The organism is Noviherbaspirillum aerium (assembly GCF_008929045.1).
Classification (GTDB): Bacteria; Pseudomonadota; Gammaproteobacteria; order Burkholderiales; family Burkholderiaceae_D; genus Noviherbaspirillum; species Noviherbaspirillum aerium.
On the sequence record NZ_VFAH01000005.1, the window covers coordinates 98,797 to 114,512 of the forward strand.

Below are 15,716 nucleotides of genomic sequence, written 5' to 3' on the forward strand. Positions count from 1 at the left end.
TGTGCGGAAATTCCGTGCAGGCCTGCCAAATTGTCATGTCGGCGAAATGATATGACAGACCGTCAGCACAAGGCCATCGAACGACATCCGATCGCTTTCTCCTCACTCAGTTTCCCCAGTTTCCTCAGTTTCCTCAATTTCCTCCGCCGCACTCGGTTAACTCGCTATTCATTCCGGCATTTCGCTGCCGGCCTCATCGACTTCATGGTCGGAACGGCAATGCCCCGCATGGCGACAAGCGGCCGCGAATCCATAAATCGTTCTAGAATCGAAGCTTTCCTGCACGGGAACGGCCAGACCGGCACGACATGAAAATTCTGCTAGTGGAAGACGATGCAATGATCGGCGAAAACATCCAGATCGCACTCGAGGGCGAGGATATTGCCGTCGACTGGGTCAAGGATGGCGAAGCCGCCGACATTGCGCTCGCCACCCATACCTACGATGCGATGCTGCTCGACCTCGGCCTGCCGGGCAAGGACGGCATGGAACTGCTGCGCAGCCTGCGCGCCCGCTCCAACAGCACGCCGGTGCTGATCGTCACCGCGCGCGATTCGGTCCCCGAGCGCGTGCTGGGCCTGAAAACCGGCGCCGATGATTATCTCGTCAAGCCCTTCGATGTCGAGGAATTGCTTGCCCGACTGCATGCGCTGGTGCGGCGCTCGCGCGGCATGACGGAGAGCAGTTACCGGCATGGCAATATCGAAATCAATATCGAGACCCGGCAAGTCATGGTCGACGGCAGTCAGGTGATTCTTTCTTCGCGCGAATGGGCGATCCTCGATGCCCTGGTGGCGCGTCCCGGCGCGATCCTGTCGCGCAGCCAGCTGGAGGAGCGGCTGTACGGATGGTCGGGCGATGTCGAGAGCAATGCCATCGAGGTCTATGTGCATGGCTTGCGCAAGAAGCTCGGACAGCAGTTCGTGATCACGGTGCGCGGCCTCGGCTACATGGTGGGCAAGCCATGATGCGCTCGCTGCGGATCCGCCTGATCCTGCTGCTGGGCGTGGCGATTCTCGGCTCGGCGGCGCTGCAGTTCACGGTATCGCTGCGCGAGGCGATGCAGGAAGCCAACAAGCTGTTCGACTATCACATGAAGCAGATGGCTTTCGCACTGAAGGACACCGCGCTCGACGATACCGAGTGGTACACCTCCTCCAAGCCGAGCACGAATTTCGATTTCGTCATCCAGATCTGGGGCGATGACGGCGTGCGCGTGTTCCAGCGCCGGCCGTATCTGTTCCTGCCGCAACAGGGCGCACTCGGCTTTTCCACGGTGTCCCTCAACAACGGCGAGTGGCGGGTGTTCGCCATCGAAAACCAGTCCAAGCGCATCCAGGTCGCGCAGAAGATGGATACCCGGCGCGATCGCGCGATATCGCTCGCCATGCATTCGCTGTGGCCGATCATTCCGGTGTCGCTGATGCTGTTTGCCGCGGCATGGTGGGTGGTGACCTCGGCACTGAGTCCGCTCAACCGGATCGGGCATGACCTGTCGCATCGCAATGCCGACTCCACCGCGCCGGTCTCGGACGAGGGCGTGCCGCAGGAGGTGTCGCTGCTGGTGGCCGAGCTCAACCTGCTGCTGACGCGCATGGGCAGCGCGCTGCAGTCGCAGCGCAATTTCGTCGCCGATGCGGCCCATGAGCTGCGTTCGCCGCTGACCGCGCTCAAGCTGCAGCTGCAGACCCTGACACGGGCCAAGGATGACATGGCGCGGGCGCAGGCCGTCACCCGCTTGCAGGGCGGCGTGGACCGCGCCTCGCGGCTGGTGGAACAGCTCCTCGTGCTGGCGCGGCAGGATCCGATGTCGGTGCCGGCGAGCGACACGGTCGTCGATCTGCAGGCCTGCATCGAATACGCAGTCGCCGATGTGGCGCCGCTTGCCGCTTCCAAGAATGTTGAAATCCGGCTCGATGCCGCCGTGCGCGCCGGCGTGGAGGGGGATGCGGAAGCCTTGCGCATGATGACGCGCAACCTGCTGGATAACGCGGTACGTTATACGCCTGCCGACGGCAGCGTCGCTGTCGCTATTGCCAGCCTCAACGGGAGAACCTGCCTTACCGTCGAGGATTCGGGGCCGGGCATCTCGGAGGAAAACCGGACGCGCGTATTCGACCGCTTCTATCGCGTGCCGGGCACCAGCGCCGGCGGCAGCGGGCTGGGACTGGCCATCGTCAAGGCGATCGTCGACCGGCATCAGGGCAGCGTGGAGCTTGGGCGTTCGGAACTGGGCGGATTGAAGGTCGAGGTGGCTTTCCCCCTGCATGAGGTATTGCGCAAGCCCGAACCGGTCGCGGAAGCGGTATAGCCGCTCTTAAGCTTCGCCTAAGCTAACTCGGGCATGATGGGCTGGTACTGTCACTCAGCAGGTGACAATGAAGGTTCCCTTTTGGCTCGGCAGGTCCCTGGACCGCCGAGCCATTTTTTTTGGCTTTCATGACGCGCCCGTCGGAAGGGCTCGCGGCAAGCATCCTGTGTCCTGCGCCCGCCGCCGGAATGCAAAAGCCCGCTTCTTGCGAAGCGGGCTTTCATGTCTCTCCTCAACTCCTGAGAATGGATTTTTTTAACTGCAGGCAGATTCTGCATCATTTTCATGCATTTGAAAATGATGTCTCTTCCGAGCCGGCGCAGCTCTCGCATCGTCTTTCCCGCCGTTTAAGTTTCCCCTAAGCATAGTCGGGCAACATGAGGCTGCTTGTCACCCCAGCGGCAACATGACTCCGCCGTTCATGCAAGCGGAAAACACGGCTTTGTGCTCCGTCCTCAAGCAGTTTCAGGATGGCCATGCGGCAGCAGGCTCGCCCTTCGATCATGGGTGCGTCATTCCGGCAGTGCCGTGTCAGTTTTTCATTTTCTTTCGCACGTACATAGCGTGCACAGGTACGTACTGTATTTTGTATCCGCACAGGCGCTGCATTGCAGTGCCGGATGGCGGCGAACAGGACGATCTTCTCAACAGGGCCGTATCCGAGACGGCTTCAACGCATGGCATATACCAGACCCGAGCCATCTCCTGGAGCGGCTTGGGACTGGCAGCCAACTAGCTTGTCGCATGTCGACATGCGGGTATCGGCCGCATGCGAGGATGCACAGGCTCCGGCATCCGGAGGGGCAGTGGCGCAACCGCGCGTGACAGACCTTCCATGGGCCGGCACATGCCGTGCCGCCGGCGTGGCAAGGTTCGCCCTGCCGGCTTGTCAACTTGCCAGGAAACAGATGACAGAATTCTTACCTATCAGTAGCGGCTTCGTCTGGCCGCTTGCCGTGGCGATTGCCTGGTTGCTCGGTGAAATCGTGCACCGCTCGACCAACCTGCCGCGCATCAGCATCTACAGCCTGACCGGCGTGCTGTTGTCGTATGCGCAGACCGGCATGCTTCCACGGCCCAGCGAGAGCGAAATCACGCTGATCGCCAACATGGCCTTCGGCCTGATCCTCTTCGAATTCGCCTACCGCATCAATCTTCGCTGGCTAAGGCTGAACTGGTGGCTGGCCGTCAGCGGCCTGGTGGAATCCGTCGCCACTTTCGTGCTGGTGTACATGGTGGCGACATCCTTCGGCATTACCGGCCTGCCGGGCCTGCTGATCGCCGCATTGGCGGTGTCCACCTCGCCGGCGGAAGTCCTGCGGGTGGTGAACGAACAGCGCAGTTCGGGGCAGGTGACGGAACGCGTGCTGCACCTGGCCGCTCTCAATTGCATCTTCGCGGTCTTCATCTTCAATCTCATCGTCGGCCTCTGGTCCTTTCAGCATTCGGGCAGCCTCTGGAGCGCGGTATCGAACAGCCTGCTGGTGCTGGTGGTATCGGGCGCGCTCGGCATCGCCTTCGGCTATGCGGTGCCGACGCTGCTGCGCAGGATAGGGATTCTTGCCCAGGATGCGACCCTGGCGTTTTCGATTGCGGTGATCCTGCTGGCAGCGCTGGCCCAGGCCTTCAAGGTGTCGCCGATCCTGGCCACGCTCAGTTTCGGCCTGATGGTGCGGCACCGGCGCGAAGCGCTCAGCCCCGCGCAGCGCAACTTCGGCGCGCTGGGAGACCTGCTGACCGTGCTGCTGTTCGTGTTCATCGGCGCCAGTCTCGCATGGCCGCGCATCGTGGCCGGCGCCGACATCGCGCTGGCCCTGCTCGCGGCGCGCTTTCTTTCCAAGCTGGCCGGCGCCACGCTGTTCGCCCGCTTCAGCGGAACCACATGGCGCAAGGGCCTGCTGACCGGCGTTGCGATGTCGCCGATGTCGGTGCTGGTGATCGGCCTGCTGGTGCAGACGCGCTCCATGGGCATCGATCTGATGGACCAGCTCGCGCCCCTGGCCACCGCCACGCTGTTGCTGGCAATCTTCGGTCCGGTGCTGACGCAGCTCGCCCTGAAGTTTGCCGGTGAAACTTCCGAATCCGAGGAGAAATGACATGCCGCTCGAACCCTTTGGCGTATCCAAACCCCTGACGCTTGGCGTCGAACTCGAATTGCAGCTGGTCAGCCTGAGCGATTTCGACCTGGTCGATGCCAGCCCCGACATGCTCGACCTGCTGTCGCGCCGCAAGTTTCCCGGCAACGTGGTGCCCGAAATCACTGAGAGCATGATCGAGATTTCCACCGACGTGCATACCAATCATGCGGAACTGCTGGCGCAGCTGCGCGAGATTCGCGACACCTTGGTGCATGCCGGCGACATGCTCAATGTCGGCGTCTGCGGCGGCGGAACGCATCCTTTCCAGAACTGGTCGGAGCGCAAGATCTTTTCCAAGCCGCGCTTCAAGGAAGTCTCCACGCTGTACGGCTATCTCGCCAAGCAGTTCACTATCTTCGGCCAGCATGTGCACGTCGGCTGCAGCTCCGGCGATGTGGCGTTGCGCCTGCTGCACAGCCTCAACCGCTATGTGCCGCACTTCATCGCGCTCTCGGCGTCATCGCCCTATGTGCAGGGCAGGGATACCCTGTTCAATTCGGCGCGCCTGAATTCCGTGTTCGCCTTTCCGTTGAGCGGCCGCGCGCCTTTCCTGCTGACCTGGGAAGAATTCCAGTCCGAGTATTTCGCCAAGATGGAGCACACGGGCATCGTCAAAAGCATGAAGGATTTCTATTGGGACATCCGCCCCAAGCCGGAATTCGGCACCATAGAGCTGCGCGTCTGCGATACGCCGCTGACGGTCGAACGCGCCGCCGCGCTGGCCTGCTATCTGCAGGCGCTGTGCTGTTATCTGCTGGAAGGCATGGAAGCCCCGCCGCGCGAGGAGGATTACCTGGTTTATAACTACAACCGCTTCCAGGCATGCCGCTTCGGGCTTGATGGCACGGTCGTGCATCCTCAGACACACGAAGCGAAAACGCTGCGTGAAGACATCCTTGGCACGCTGGAGCGTATCGCGCCCTTCGCCGCGGCGCTGGGCGCCGAGCAGGCACTGGAGCATGTACGCAAAACCGCGCAGGCAGGCAGCGATGCCAGCTACCTGCGCGACAAGCGCGCGCAATGCGGCAGCACCGAAGGCATGGTCAACGAGGCGGTGCTCCGCTTCCGCGAAAATTTCGAGATGGCCTGAGCCGTCCTGTCCCTATGCGATGATCAGCTTCGCTGGTCAATGCTTCTCAGACAAACGACGGCGAGGCCAGCATGTCGGTCAGCTGGGCGGCCGGCACCGGCTTGCTGTAGTAATACCCTTGCACCTGGTCGCATGAGGCGGCCTGCAGAAAATCGCGTTGCGCTGCGGTTTCCACCGCTTCCGCCACCACCGTCACGTTCAGCGTCTTGGCCATGGCGACGATGGCGCGCGTGATGCCCGCATCCTTCGCGTCGAAGGGCAGCCCGCGCACGAAAGAGCCGTCGATCTTGAGCGTGTCGATGGGAAGGTTTTTCAGCGTCGACAGGGAAGAGAAGCCGGTGCCGAAATCATCGACCGCGATGCGCACGCCCGCTTCCTTCAGCCGCCGGATCGTCTCGAGGCTTTCCTCCAGCCTGTCCATGAACATGCTTTCCGTGATTTCAAGTTCCAGCCGTGTCGGGTCCATGCCGGTTGCCTGCAGGATCGAGGCAATGTCGCCATGCAGCCCCTCGTCGTCGAACTGGGATACCGACAGGTTGACCGCCACGTTCAGATCCGCCAGGCCCTGCTCGCGCCAGGCGACGGCCTGCCTGCAGGCGTCTTCGATCGCCCAGCGCCCGAGCGGGCGGATCAGGCGTGTTTCTTCGGCCAGCGGAATGAAGCGGCTCGGAGGAACGATGCCGAGCTTGGGATGCGTCCAGCGCATCAATGCCTCGACGCCGACGATGCGGCCGGTATCCAGGCCGATCTTCGGCTGGTAATGCATCGCAATCTGCCCGCGCTCGATCGCCGTGCGCAGATAGGTTTCCAGCGCCAGTTTTTCGATGGCATGCGCATTGAGTTCGTTGCAATAAAAGCGGAATGCGTTCTTGCCGTCCTCCTTGGCCTTGTACATCGCCACATCCGCGCAGCGCAAGAGGGACTGCTCATTCTGGCCATCTTTCGGAAACAGGCTCACGCCGATGCTGGCGCTGACATAGAACTCCTGCCCGCCGATGACGAAAGGCCAGCGCACGACGGCAAGAATCTTCTCGGCGACCACGGCGACGGTTGCCGGCGTGTCGACATCTTCCAGCAACACCACGAATTCATCGCCTCCCAGGCGTGCGATGAGGTCGCTTTCGCGCAGGCAGTGCCGGATGCGCATGGCGACTTCCTGCAGCAGCTGGTCGCCCGCCTCATGGCCCATCGTGTCGTTGACGGTCTTGAAGCGGTCGAGGTCGATGAGCAAAAGAGCGATCTGCTTGCCGCGGCGCTGTGCCTGGCTCACCGCGTGCAGCAGGTGGCTGCTGAGCATGCGCCGGTTCGGCAGGGATGTCAGCGTGTCATGGTAAGCGAGATAGGCCACCTTCTGTTCCGAGCGTATGCGCTCCTCGATTTCCTGCCTCAGCTGGCGGTTGGCCTGCAGGAGTTCCGTAGTATTGCTTTCGAGATCGGCATTCACCTTTTTCAATTCCAGGGTGTGCTGGCTGGAACGGGCGGCGAGATAGGAATCGATCATGGATAGATGAAGACTCGTCGCCAGCAGCAGGAATGCAATGCCGCCAACGGCACCGGCCAGCCACCATACATTGAGCACGCCGGTTTCGGTGATGCACACGGCGCCGGCGGGAATATGCGCGGCCGCCATGCCCGTGTAATGCATGGCCGCGATCGAGAGGCCCATGACCAGCGCACCCAGCACCCTGTGCCGCAGGCTTGCGGCAAGCCGTGCGCCGCGTACGCGCAAGTTGATGGAGAGCGCTCCGGTGGAAGCGGCCGCTGCAATCAGGACCGATGCCAGCACCAGCCATGGGTCGTAGGTGATGGCCGGACTCAATGCCAGCGCCGCCATTCCTGCATAGTGCATGGCGATGATGCCACCGGCCATTACGGCGCCGGCCGCAATGAGCTGCGACCGCTTCCGGGAGGCGTGATCGAGGATATGCAGTGAATAGCCGCTGACTCCGATGGCGGTCAGCAGCGACAGAATAGTCATGCCGAGGTCGTAGACGACCACAGGCATTGTCAGCTTGAGCGCAAGCATGCCGATGAAATGCATGGCCCAGATTCCGGTTCCCATGGACAGCGCGCCGCCGGCGAGCCAATAGGCGGCCACGCGCCGGTTCCTTGCCGCCGCGACGCGGCCGGTAAGATTGAAGGCGACAAAGGAAGCAAAGACTGCGATGGCAATCGAAAGCATGACGAGCCACGGCTCGTACTGTGATTCCATGTTTTCCATTCAGCGGAAAGTAAGCCGGCAGACCCCATGTCGTCCCGGCAAGTCCCGTCAGCATGCGCAGGCAACGTGCGGCGCACGTCCGAAGCTGCAGAAGAGGATAGGGTTCATCATATCCCGAGCCGTATCTGGCGGGCATCATTTTTTGCCGGAAATGGGTCGTTTCATCGGAGAAGACGATAGAAACGCATCAATGCATACTGATTTGATATGAATTGGCACATCAGCGGATGGTGCCAATCGCCATCGGCTCGGCCGGCAGCTGAGCCGGGCGTTTCATGGTGGCGTTGACGATCGAGTCGAAGCGCGGTGCGCCGACCGAGCCGCACTGGCGCTTTGTATTCTGATGACGGCCCAGGGGTACGACGTAGCCGATACGCATGCTCGTGCTGGCACCGCCGTCATGCTGCTCGCGGATGAAGTGCAGATTCCACTTGTCGCGTGTCAGCGTCAGGTCGAAGCGCTCGGCACTGCTGGTGCTGGTATAGCCGCCGTGCAGCTGCAGGCAGTCGTCGAAGAAATGCGAGTAGCGGATGCGGCTCGATGCCTGCGACTCGCTGCGGATGGCTGCGGCATCGGCGAAATAACTGGCCTGGCTCAAGTCATGCTTGAACTCCAGTTTCGATGCCGGCGAGGGCCGCAGGTTGAGGCTGAGCTGATAGCCCTCGGTGCGCCCGGACGCCGGCAACTGCGCGCCTGTCATGCCCGCATCCAGCGTATCCGGGTCGGTGAGCGCCGCTACCGCGGCCGGCGCCGCTGCGCTGGCTTCGACGGTGTAGGCAGAAATTCCGAGATCGGACAGGTACTCGTAACTGTCCCAGTATTTTCTCGCGCCCAGCAGGTAGCCTTGCTGTTCTACCGAAGCGATGCCCGGCATGCCGGCCGCGTCACTGCGCAGCTGCGACCCGGCGATGCGGAAGCGGACATTGCTCTTCGGCGCAAAGATGCCGTTGACGACCACTTCGGATTGCGTCTCGCGGTGGGTAACGGTGCCGCCCGCGCCGAAGCGCCTTGATAGCGCACGGCCATAGTCGAAGACCAGGGCCGGAGCAACGCTGTACTGCTCCAGCTTGGCATCCCATTTCTCCTGCTGGCTGGCGTAGCCGACCATCGCGCGGTCGCGCGCCAGGCCGAAATAGCCAGGGGCATGGACGCCGCTCTGGAAGTCCGGCAGCTTGTCGACGATGTTGTCCGGTTTGGAATGCATTTCGACGCCGGCAACATGCGTCGAAACGGCCAGCATGCCCAGGCTTGCATGCAGCCTGGTGCGATTGAATAAGTGAAAAAGCATCCGCTCCCTGCTTCAACTGTTCGAGATCGGGAAACGCAACCGCGTTCCTGAATAGTCAGACAGGCATGGACAGCATCAAGCCGGTATAGTTGCATTGCATAAACTTCAATACTGGAAACTCCGCTTGCCGCTGGCGACGCGCAAGGAGTCACGATGGAGCAGAGCCGAAGCTTTCACCACCTGCTGCATGCGATCCGGAAACGGCCATGACATGATGCAAACTGCCTTGCCAATTCGTTGTCCATGACAGAAGGCTTCGCTTACAATGTCGGCATCTTGCGACTTCCCGTCTTATTCCGTGTTTTGCCGACTCCTTTTAGCTCTTGATTCCTAATTCAATCTCTTCAATGACATCTGACGCCAGTCCGCTCAGCATCGGCTCAGTCGAACGTGAAACCGGTTTGTCCAAGGACACGCTGCGCATATGGGAACGACGTTACGGTTTTCCCCAACCTGGCCGGGATGCCTTCGGCGAACGCGTCTACGCGCTCGAAGACGTCCGCAAGCTGCAACTGCTCAAGCGGCTGATCGACATCGGTCACCGGCCGGGCAAGATTGTCGACCGCAATATCGAGGAATTGCAGTCGCTCGCGCAAGGCGTTGGCCAGACAGCCGAGGCGCCGCAGAGCAGGGGCGGCGAACGCCAGGAACTGCTGCACTACCTTGAGCTTTGCAAGACCCACCGCTTCGACGATTTTCGCCGCACACTCTCGCAAGACCTGCTGCGCCTTGGACTATTCGAGTTCGTGGTGAACACCATTGCACCGCTCAACCACATGGTGGGCATGCAGTGGGCAAACGGCAGCCTCGCCGTATTCGAAGAGCATCTCTATACGGAATCGGTCCAGATCGTGCTGCGCAACGCGATTGCCGCAATTCCCAGGCAACATGGCGCGGCCGGACGTCCACGCGTTCTGCTGACCACATTTCCCCAGGAGCAGCATGGCCTTGGCCTGCTGATGGCGGAGGCCATCTTTGCCCTTGAAGGCGCGAACTGCATGTCCCTCGGCGTGCAGACCCCGATTACCGAGATTGCCAGGGCGGCACAAACCCAGCATGCGGATATCGTCGCACTGTCATTCTCGTCGGCGATGAATGGAAACCAGGCCATTGAAGGCTTGCGCGACCTGCGCGCCGGTTTGCCGGAGGAAACCGAGATATGGATAGGCGGCGGGTGCGCCGTCCTTGCTCGCCGTCCTCCGCCAGGCATCAGCGTGCTTGGCCTGTCCGACCTTGCAGGACAGCTTGGTGACTGGTATCAACGTCACAAACCTTGCTGAGCGACACTGAACGCACGATTCCTCATGTCATGCAAGACGGGCATGACATTTCAGCATGACATAATTGGCACTTGAGGCGACGGTCGTGGTCATAACTGACAATGCCGTGCTCGAGGCTCCTTGCCTGGTTGCTTGCTTGCCTGCCTTTATATTTATATTTGCATTTTTAAAGCAGGCGGCATAGTGCTTGTTAGCGCTTGAATACGGCAGGAAACTTTGCAGGTCGGACGTGTTTGCGGTCCCAATCAGGTGTTGGCGTCGAGCATACGAGCGGCGCCGTGCCAAGCGCAGGCGCCTTTGCAAACTCGCCCGAATGCAGGTTTCCCCGCTTGACTTTGGTAAAATCAATCACTTAACTAAACTCGAAGGTGCGTGATGCTGTACCCAGAACTATTCAAATCGCTTGAACAAGTCCGCTGGAACATGGAAAAAGACATTCCCTGGGACCAGTTTGATGCATCCAAATTGTCAGACGAGCAAGCTCAGACCATCAGGATGAATGCGATCACCGAATGGTCGGCATTGCCTGCTACTGAGATGTTCCTGCGCGACAACCGCGGCGACAGCGATTTTTCCGCATTTATGTCCGTCTGGTTCTTTGAGGAGCAGAAGCATTCGCTGGTCTTGATGGAATACCTGCGCCGCTTCCGCCCGGAACTGGTTCCGACTGAAGAGGAACTGCACAATGTGCGCTTCGAATTCGATCCCGCACCTCCGCTCGAGACGCTGATGCTGCACTTCTGCGGCGAAATCCGCCTGAATCACTGGTACCGCTGCGCATCCGACTGGCATACCGAGCCGGTCATCAAGGCAATCTACAAGATCATCAGCCAGGATGAGGCACGTCATGGCGGCGCCTATCTGCGTTACATGAAGAAGGCGCTCGGCGAAGTCGGCGACTCCGCGCGCGCCGCTTTTGCCAAGATCGGCGTATTGATGGCTTCCGCCCGCCGTACCGAGAAGCCCCTGCATCCGACCAATCTGCACGTCAACCAGTCGCTGTTCCCGAACGACACCGTGCAGAGCCGCCTGCCCGATCCGAACTGGCTGGAACGGTGGCTCGACGGCCAGATCAAGTTCGACGGCGAATGGGAAAAGAAGGTCGTCGACCGCATCCTGCACAATATGTCGCTGCTGTTCGAGCGGACCTTCGAATCGGTGCAGGATCTGAACCGTTACCGCAAGGAAGTCACGGCGCGTCTGCAGCCCGGCCAGTTGAAGCCCGCGGCCTGATTGCTGCAACCGGACGGTTCAGCCGAGTCAGGACCGCGAGGCAAGACCGTTTGAAGCAATCGCGTTACACTCAAGGGCCGCAGGCAGTTTCCTGCGGCCCTTGCTTTTGGTTTTCAGCTTTTGATGTTTGTTTCTCCCGACTTCCGAAATTTTTGACTGTCCGGTAATCATTGCTTCGCTCCATGCCTGAATTTGAAAAGAAAATCTGCCACCGCGCCGAACTGGCAGAACGTGTCGCGCACCTCCCCAAGCCCGTGGTGCTGACCAACGGCGTGTTCGATATCCTGCATCGCGGCCATGTAACCTACCTTGCGCAGGCCCGGGAGCTGGGCGCGTCGCTGGTTGTCGCGGTCAATACCGATGCCTCCGTGAAGCGCCTGGGCAAGGGAGACGACCGGCCGGTGAATTCCTGCGAGGACCGGATGGCCATCCTGGCGGCACTCGAATCGGTCAGCATGGTGGTGTCCTTTGATGAAGATACCGCGCTCGAAGTGGTACAGGAAGCGCGCCCGGAGATCTACGCCAAGGGCGGCGACTATGACATGAACGCCATTCCGGAAGGGCAGGCCGTGTCGGCCTATGGCGGACGCGCGATGGCCATCGATTTCGAGCACGACCGCTCCACCACGAGACTGCTCGCCAAGGTGCGGCAGTCCTGAAGGAAAAGGAAAAGGAAAACGCAATGGCGCTCGTTCCGTTCGTTCCCCTGGTTGAAGCGACTCGCGGCGGTCACACGGAATCGATTCACCATGGCGCGGTCGCGGTCGTCAACGTGCGCGGTGAAGTGCTGTACCACGCCGGCGACCCCGACTTCCTGACCTTCACCCGTTCAACCATCAAACCCTTCCAGGCGCTTCCCTTCCTGCAAGGCGGCGGACATGAACGGTTCGGCTTCGACACCCGCGAACTGGCATTGCTGTGCGCCAGCCATTCCGGCGAGGCCATGCATACCGGCATCGTGGAGCGCATGCTGCACAAGGCTGGCTGCGGCGAATCTCATTTGCGCTGCGGCTGCCATGTGCCGATCTACTATCCGACCCATGACAAGGCACCGGATGCGGGAGCAAGCTTCAACCAGCTGCATAACAATTGCAGCGGCAAGCATGCGGGCTTTCTTGCCTATTGCGTCCAGCACGGCGCGCCGCTGGACGATTACGTGAATCCTGCCCATCCGCTGCAGCAGGCGGTACAACAAAGCCTTGCCGATGTTGCCGGCCTCGCGCCGGATGCAATGCCGATGGGCATCGACGGCTGTTCGGCGCCGAATTTCGCCTTGCCGCTGTCGCGCCTGGCGCTGGCTTATGCCCGGCTGGCGCAAGGCGGCCGGGATCCTGTCTACGGCCACCTGATGGGAGACCTGTTCGATGCAATGACACTGCATCCTGAACTGGTGTCGGGCACCGGCCGCAGCGATCTCGCCTTCATGCAGGCGGCGCCCGGGGATTGGGTTGCGAAGGTTGGCGCCGAGGCGGTGCAGGCCATCGGCATCCGCTCGATGGGAATCGGCATCGCCGTCAAGATTGCCGATGGAAGTGCGCGGGCATTGCTTCCCGCCGCCATTGCCGCATTGCGCCAGATCGGCGCCATCGGCACGAGTGATCCAATCAACAATACGCCGCTGGCTTCCTGGGCCAATCCGCATGTCAACAACTTCAGGGGAGTGCCGACCGGCGACTTGCGCGCGGTCTTTGCACTTTCCAAACATTAAGAGAGACTCATGATGGAACGAAGAAAGCTGCTGAAGGCAACGCTTGCCACCCTGCTGATGCCCGCCGCCGCACGGGCCGCCGCGCCGGGCGCCGCCGCGCCGGTCATCCAGGTATTCAAGACGCCAAGCTGCGGATGCTGCCATGCCTGGGTTGACCATCTGCGCGCAAACGGTTTCACGGTAAAGGCGACCGATGTGGAAGACACCTCACCCTACCGCAGCAAATACAAGGTGCCGGCCGAACTGGCTTCCTGCCATACCGGTGTCGTCGGCGGCTATGCGCTGGAGGGCCATGTGCCTGCGGCAGAGATCAGGCGTCTGCTCGCCGAGCGGCCCAAGGCCCACGGGTTGGCGGTGCCGCGCATGCCCATGGGTTCGCCGGGAATGGAAGGGGACCGCAAGGATGCATTCGATGTCATCCTGATCAGGCAGGGCGGCAAGCATACCGTGTACAAACACTACCCCGCATAGGCGGGGTTCGATAAGCTGCCGTGTGGCCTGGATCCGGATCCCCGCCTGCGGTGCCAGGCGTAAGTCCGTGCGCGTGCGCCCCTGCTCCTGACCGCAACTCCGAACCTCTCGCAATGCTTGCCAGACAAGGCCCGGAGCGGATGGCAGGCCAGTACCAGGACATTGGCCTGCGCGCAGCTTCAATGATGGTGGTGTGCGCCGGCCGGCTTTTCCTCGTTTGCGGGCGCTTTCTCCACCACTACCGATACCTCCGTCTTGCCCGCCCTCTCGAAGCTGAGCGTCAGCGGAATCTTGTCCCCCGCCTTGAGCGGCTGGCTCAGGCCTACCAGCATGATGTGATAGCCGTTGCCCGGCTTCATCACGACCTTCGCGCCGGACGGCAGGCTGATGTCGCCGACTTCGCGCATTTTCATCACATTGCCCTCCATCGACATGCTGTGGATCTGCGCTGATTTTGCTATCGGCGACGCCACGCCGATCAATTTGTCGCTGTTGCTTCCCTTGTTCTCGATACTCAGATAAGCCGCTCCGCTGGGCTGATGCGCAACCGTGGGACGCGCATAGGGATGATCTATCTGCAAGTCCTTCAATGTGTATTCATGAGCGTTTGCCTGGCCAAACAGCATGAGGGCAAGAGCGAGAAGGGTGGGACGTAACTTCATGGCAAATCCTGGTAAGAATGAAACGACTTGAGATTGATGATGGATATCAGCTACCGCCTGCAAAGCCGTTCTGCCGCCAGGCTTCATAAACGACCACGGCAACAGTGTTGGACAGATTCAGGCTGCGGTTATCCGGACGCATCGGCAACCGGATGCGCTGCGAGGATGCAAATGCGTTGCGCAGCTCGGGCGCAAGTCCGCGCGTTTCGGAGCCGAACACGAATACATCGCCGGGACGGAACGCAACATTCGCAAACGGCGTCGATCCGTGCGTCGTCATCGCGAACATGCGCTGCGGGTCGGGCGACTGCGAGGAGAGAAAAGCTTCCCAGTTCGCATGCACTTTCATTGTTGCGTAATCATGATAGTCCAGGCCCGCGCGGCGCATCTTTGCATCATCAAGCGGAAAGCCGAGCGGCTCCACCAGATGCAGCTGCGCCCCGGTATTGGCGCACAGCCGGATGACATTGCCCGTATTGGGCGGGATTTCAGGTTCAACCAGAACCACATGAAACAAGATGGCCTCCTTGCATGGTCTTCAGTGTTGCGACGTACGGGCGAAAACAAAGTTGGTGACCCGCGACGCGCCGAAGCGCTTGAGCGTCGCCGCCACTTCATTGAGTGTCGCACCGGTTGTCATGACGTCATCGACGATGCCCACATGGCGACCGCGAATCAGATCGATATTCGGCGCCGGCACCGTAAAGGCACTGCGTACGTTCTTTTGCCGCTCGTCGGGATGCAGCAGCGACTGGGAGCGGGTATCACGCTGCCGCTGCAGCAGCTGCGCCTGCAACGGGATGCCAAGCAGGCGCGACAGCGGCCGTGCAATTTCCAGCGCCTGATTGAAGCCGCGCTCGGCAAGCCGTGAATTTCCCAGCGGCACAGGCGCAAGCAGCGCCGGCAATGCCATGTCGTCATGTCCAATCATGGCATTGCGCACCACGTCGGCCATGACCGGGGCATATTCCAGCAATCCGCCGAATTTCAGGCCGAGCACCACGCGGTCATGCGGCGCCGAGTAGTCGCAGGCTGCGACAGTCGCGTCGAAGGAGGGCGGCTGCCGAAGGCATTCCCCGCAGACCTGATCCATGCCGGCCGGGGTGAGCACTGTCGTCGCGCAGCAGCGGCAACGCGGCGTTTTCATCGCGTAAAAATGCCTGTGGCACGCGCCGCACAGGTTGCTGCCGCTGCCGTCCGCCGCGCCGCACAGCGCACATGCGGACGGCAACAGCGACGGCAGCCGGGCGAAAGCGGAGCGGGACCAGTGGCGCAGGCTGGAGAGCATGGAGCGGATGAATCTTCTTCAAGCGT

Annotated in this window: 15 protein-coding genes; 10 read left to right on the top strand and 5 right to left on the bottom strand. The window is 61.1% G+C overall.

Annotated features, from left to right (window positions below):
* Positions 1-51 precede the first annotated feature (51 nt).
* The 5 genes from FH061_RS09775 (at position 52) to FH061_RS09795 (ending at position 5,539) form a co-directional block, all read left to right on the top strand.
* On the top strand, positions 52-312 hold the full coding sequence (locus tag FH061_RS09775; RefSeq protein WP_151635442.1) for a hypothetical protein: 261 nt from the start codon (positions 52-54) through the stop codon (positions 310-312).
* The gene (locus FH061_RS09780) at positions 309-968 is read left to right on the top strand and encodes a response regulator (protein ID WP_151635444.1); all 660 of its coding nucleotides are present in this window, start codon (positions 309-311) and stop codon (positions 966-968) included. Before FH061_RS09775 ends, FH061_RS09780 begins: the two co-directional genes overlap by 4 nt.
* The gene (locus FH061_RS09785; protein WP_192804988.1) at positions 965-2,311 is read left to right on the top strand and encodes an ATP-binding protein; all 1,347 of its coding nucleotides are present in this window, start codon (positions 965-967) and stop codon (positions 2,309-2,311) included. Before FH061_RS09780 ends, FH061_RS09785 begins: the two co-directional genes overlap by 4 nt.
* 908 nt (positions 2,312-3,219) lie before the next feature.
* A complete protein-coding gene (locus tag FH061_RS09790; RefSeq protein WP_151635448.1) occupies positions 3,220-4,407 on the top strand; it encodes a cation:proton antiporter in 1,188 nt (395 codons plus the stop codon).
* 1 nt (position 4,408) lies between these two features.
* Positions 4,409-5,539 (top strand): YbdK family carboxylate-amine ligase, encoded by a 1,131-nt coding sequence (locus FH061_RS09795; protein ID WP_151635449.1) that lies wholly within the window; start codon positions 4,409-4,411, stop codon positions 5,537-5,539.
* A 46-nt stretch (positions 5,540-5,585) separates the two neighbouring features.
* Here FH061_RS09795 and FH061_RS09800 read toward each other — a convergent pair whose 3' ends face one another.
* The gene (locus FH061_RS09800; RefSeq protein WP_192804989.1) at positions 5,586-7,751 is read right to left on the bottom strand and encodes a putative bifunctional diguanylate cyclase/phosphodiesterase; all 2,166 of its coding nucleotides are present in this window, start codon (positions 7,749-7,751) and stop codon (positions 5,586-5,588) included.
* 229 nt (positions 7,752-7,980) lie between these two features.
* The gene (locus tag FH061_RS09805; RefSeq protein WP_151635451.1) at positions 7,981-9,048 is read right to left on the bottom strand and encodes a hypothetical protein; all 1,068 of its coding nucleotides are present in this window, start codon (positions 9,046-9,048) and stop codon (positions 7,981-7,983) included.
* 347 nt (positions 9,049-9,395) lie between these two features.
* Between FH061_RS09805 and FH061_RS09810 the strand changes: the two genes are divergently transcribed.
* The 5 genes from FH061_RS09810 to FH061_RS09830 all read left to right on the top strand — a co-directional run bounded on the left by FH061_RS09810 (position 9,396) and on the right by FH061_RS09830 (position 13,740).
* Positions 9,396-10,328, top strand: coding sequence for a MerR family transcriptional regulator (locus tag FH061_RS09810; protein WP_151635452.1), 933 nt, complete (start codon positions 9,396-9,398; stop codon positions 10,326-10,328).
* Between the two features lie 375 nt (positions 10,329-10,703).
* Positions 10,704-11,561: a ferritin family protein gene (locus FH061_RS09815; RefSeq protein WP_151635821.1), complete on the top strand. Its 858-nt coding sequence runs from the start codon at positions 10,704-10,706 to the stop codon at positions 11,559-11,561.
* A gap of 182 nt (positions 11,562-11,743) precedes the next feature.
* Complete coding sequence (gene rfaE2 / locus FH061_RS09820; protein ID WP_151635453.1) at positions 11,744-12,220, top strand: D-glycero-beta-D-manno-heptose 1-phosphate adenylyltransferase; 477 nt, start codon at positions 11,744-11,746, stop codon at positions 12,218-12,220.
* A gap of 23 nt (positions 12,221-12,243) precedes the next feature.
* Positions 12,244-13,269 carry an asparaginase gene (locus FH061_RS09825; RefSeq protein WP_151635454.1) on the top strand — a complete coding sequence of 342 codons (1,026 nt, stop codon included), beginning with the start codon at positions 12,244-12,246 and terminating at the stop codon, positions 13,267-13,269.
* A gap of 9 nt (positions 13,270-13,278) precedes the next feature.
* Positions 13,279-13,740 (top strand): DUF411 domain-containing protein, encoded by a 462-nt coding sequence (locus FH061_RS09830; protein ID WP_404822437.1) that lies wholly within the window; start codon positions 13,279-13,281, stop codon positions 13,738-13,740.
* A gap of 179 nt (positions 13,741-13,919) precedes the next feature.
* On the opposite strand, the gene FH061_RS09835 is transcribed toward FH061_RS09830, so the two are convergent.
* Genes FH061_RS09835 through FH061_RS09845 form a run of 3 tightly spaced genes read right to left on the bottom strand, consistent with a single transcriptional unit; the run spans position 13,920 to position 15,690 of the window.
* Positions 13,920-14,402: a copper chaperone PCu(A)C gene (locus FH061_RS09835; RefSeq protein ID WP_151635455.1), complete on the bottom strand. Its 483-nt coding sequence runs from the start codon at positions 14,400-14,402 to the stop codon at positions 13,920-13,922.
* A gap of 46 nt (positions 14,403-14,448) precedes the next feature.
* On the bottom strand, positions 14,449-14,919 hold the full coding sequence (trmL, locus tag FH061_RS09840) for a tRNA (uridine(34)/cytosine(34)/5-carboxymethylaminomethyluridine(34)-2'-O)-methyltransferase TrmL (protein WP_151635456.1): 471 nt from the start codon (positions 14,917-14,919) through the stop codon (positions 14,449-14,451).
* A gap of 21 nt (positions 14,920-14,940) precedes the next feature.
* Positions 14,941-15,690 (bottom strand): ComF family protein, encoded by a 750-nt coding sequence (locus FH061_RS09845; RefSeq protein ID WP_151635457.1) that lies wholly within the window; start codon positions 15,688-15,690, stop codon positions 14,941-14,943.
* Positions 15,691-15,716: the final 26 nt, after the last annotated feature.

Excerpts from the sequence above, each read along its gene's own strand:
- FH061_RS09800 (WP_192804989.1), bottom strand. The coding sequence starts at position 7,751 with ATGGAATCACAGTACGAGCCGTGGCTCGTCATGCTTTCGATTGCCATC.
- FH061_RS09795 (WP_151635449.1), top strand. The coding sequence starts at position 4,409 with ATGCCGCTCGAACCCTTTGGCGTATCCAAACCCCTGACGCTTGGCGTC.
- FH061_RS09780 (WP_151635444.1), top strand. The coding sequence starts at position 309 with ATGAAAATTCTGCTAGTGGAAGACGATGCAATGATCGGCGAAAACATC.
- rfaE2 (WP_151635453.1), top strand. The coding sequence starts at position 11,744 with ATGCCTGAATTTGAAAAGAAAATCTGCCACCGCGCCGAACTGGCAGAA.
- FH061_RS09810 (WP_151635452.1), top strand. The coding sequence starts at position 9,396 with ATGACATCTGACGCCAGTCCGCTCAGCATCGGCTCAGTCGAACGTGAA.
- FH061_RS09805 (WP_151635451.1), bottom strand. The coding sequence starts at position 9,048 with ATGCTTTTTCACTTATTCAATCGCACCAGGCTGCATGCAAGCCTGGGC.
- FH061_RS09815 (WP_151635821.1), top strand. The coding sequence starts at position 10,704 with ATGCTGTACCCAGAACTATTCAAATCGCTTGAACAAGTCCGCTGGAAC.
- FH061_RS09835 (WP_151635455.1), bottom strand. The coding sequence starts at position 14,402 with ATGAAGTTACGTCCCACCCTTCTCGCTCTTGCCCTCATGCTGTTTGGC.
- FH061_RS09790 (WP_151635448.1), top strand. The coding sequence starts at position 3,220 with ATGACAGAATTCTTACCTATCAGTAGCGGCTTCGTCTGGCCGCTTGCC.
- FH061_RS09830 (WP_404822437.1), top strand. The coding sequence starts at position 13,279 with ATGATGGAACGAAGAAAGCTGCTGAAGGCAACGCTTGCCACCCTGCTG.
- FH061_RS09845 (WP_151635457.1), bottom strand. The coding sequence starts at position 15,690 with ATGCTCTCCAGCCTGCGCCACTGGTCCCGCTCCGCTTTCGCCCGGCTG.
- FH061_RS09775 (WP_151635442.1), top strand. The coding sequence starts at position 52 with ATGACAGACCGTCAGCACAAGGCCATCGAACGACATCCGATCGCTTTC.
- FH061_RS09825 (WP_151635454.1), top strand. The coding sequence starts at position 12,244 with ATGGCGCTCGTTCCGTTCGTTCCCCTGGTTGAAGCGACTCGCGGCGGT.
- FH061_RS09785 (WP_192804988.1), top strand. The coding sequence starts at position 965 with ATGATGCGCTCGCTGCGGATCCGCCTGATCCTGCTGCTGGGCGTGGCG.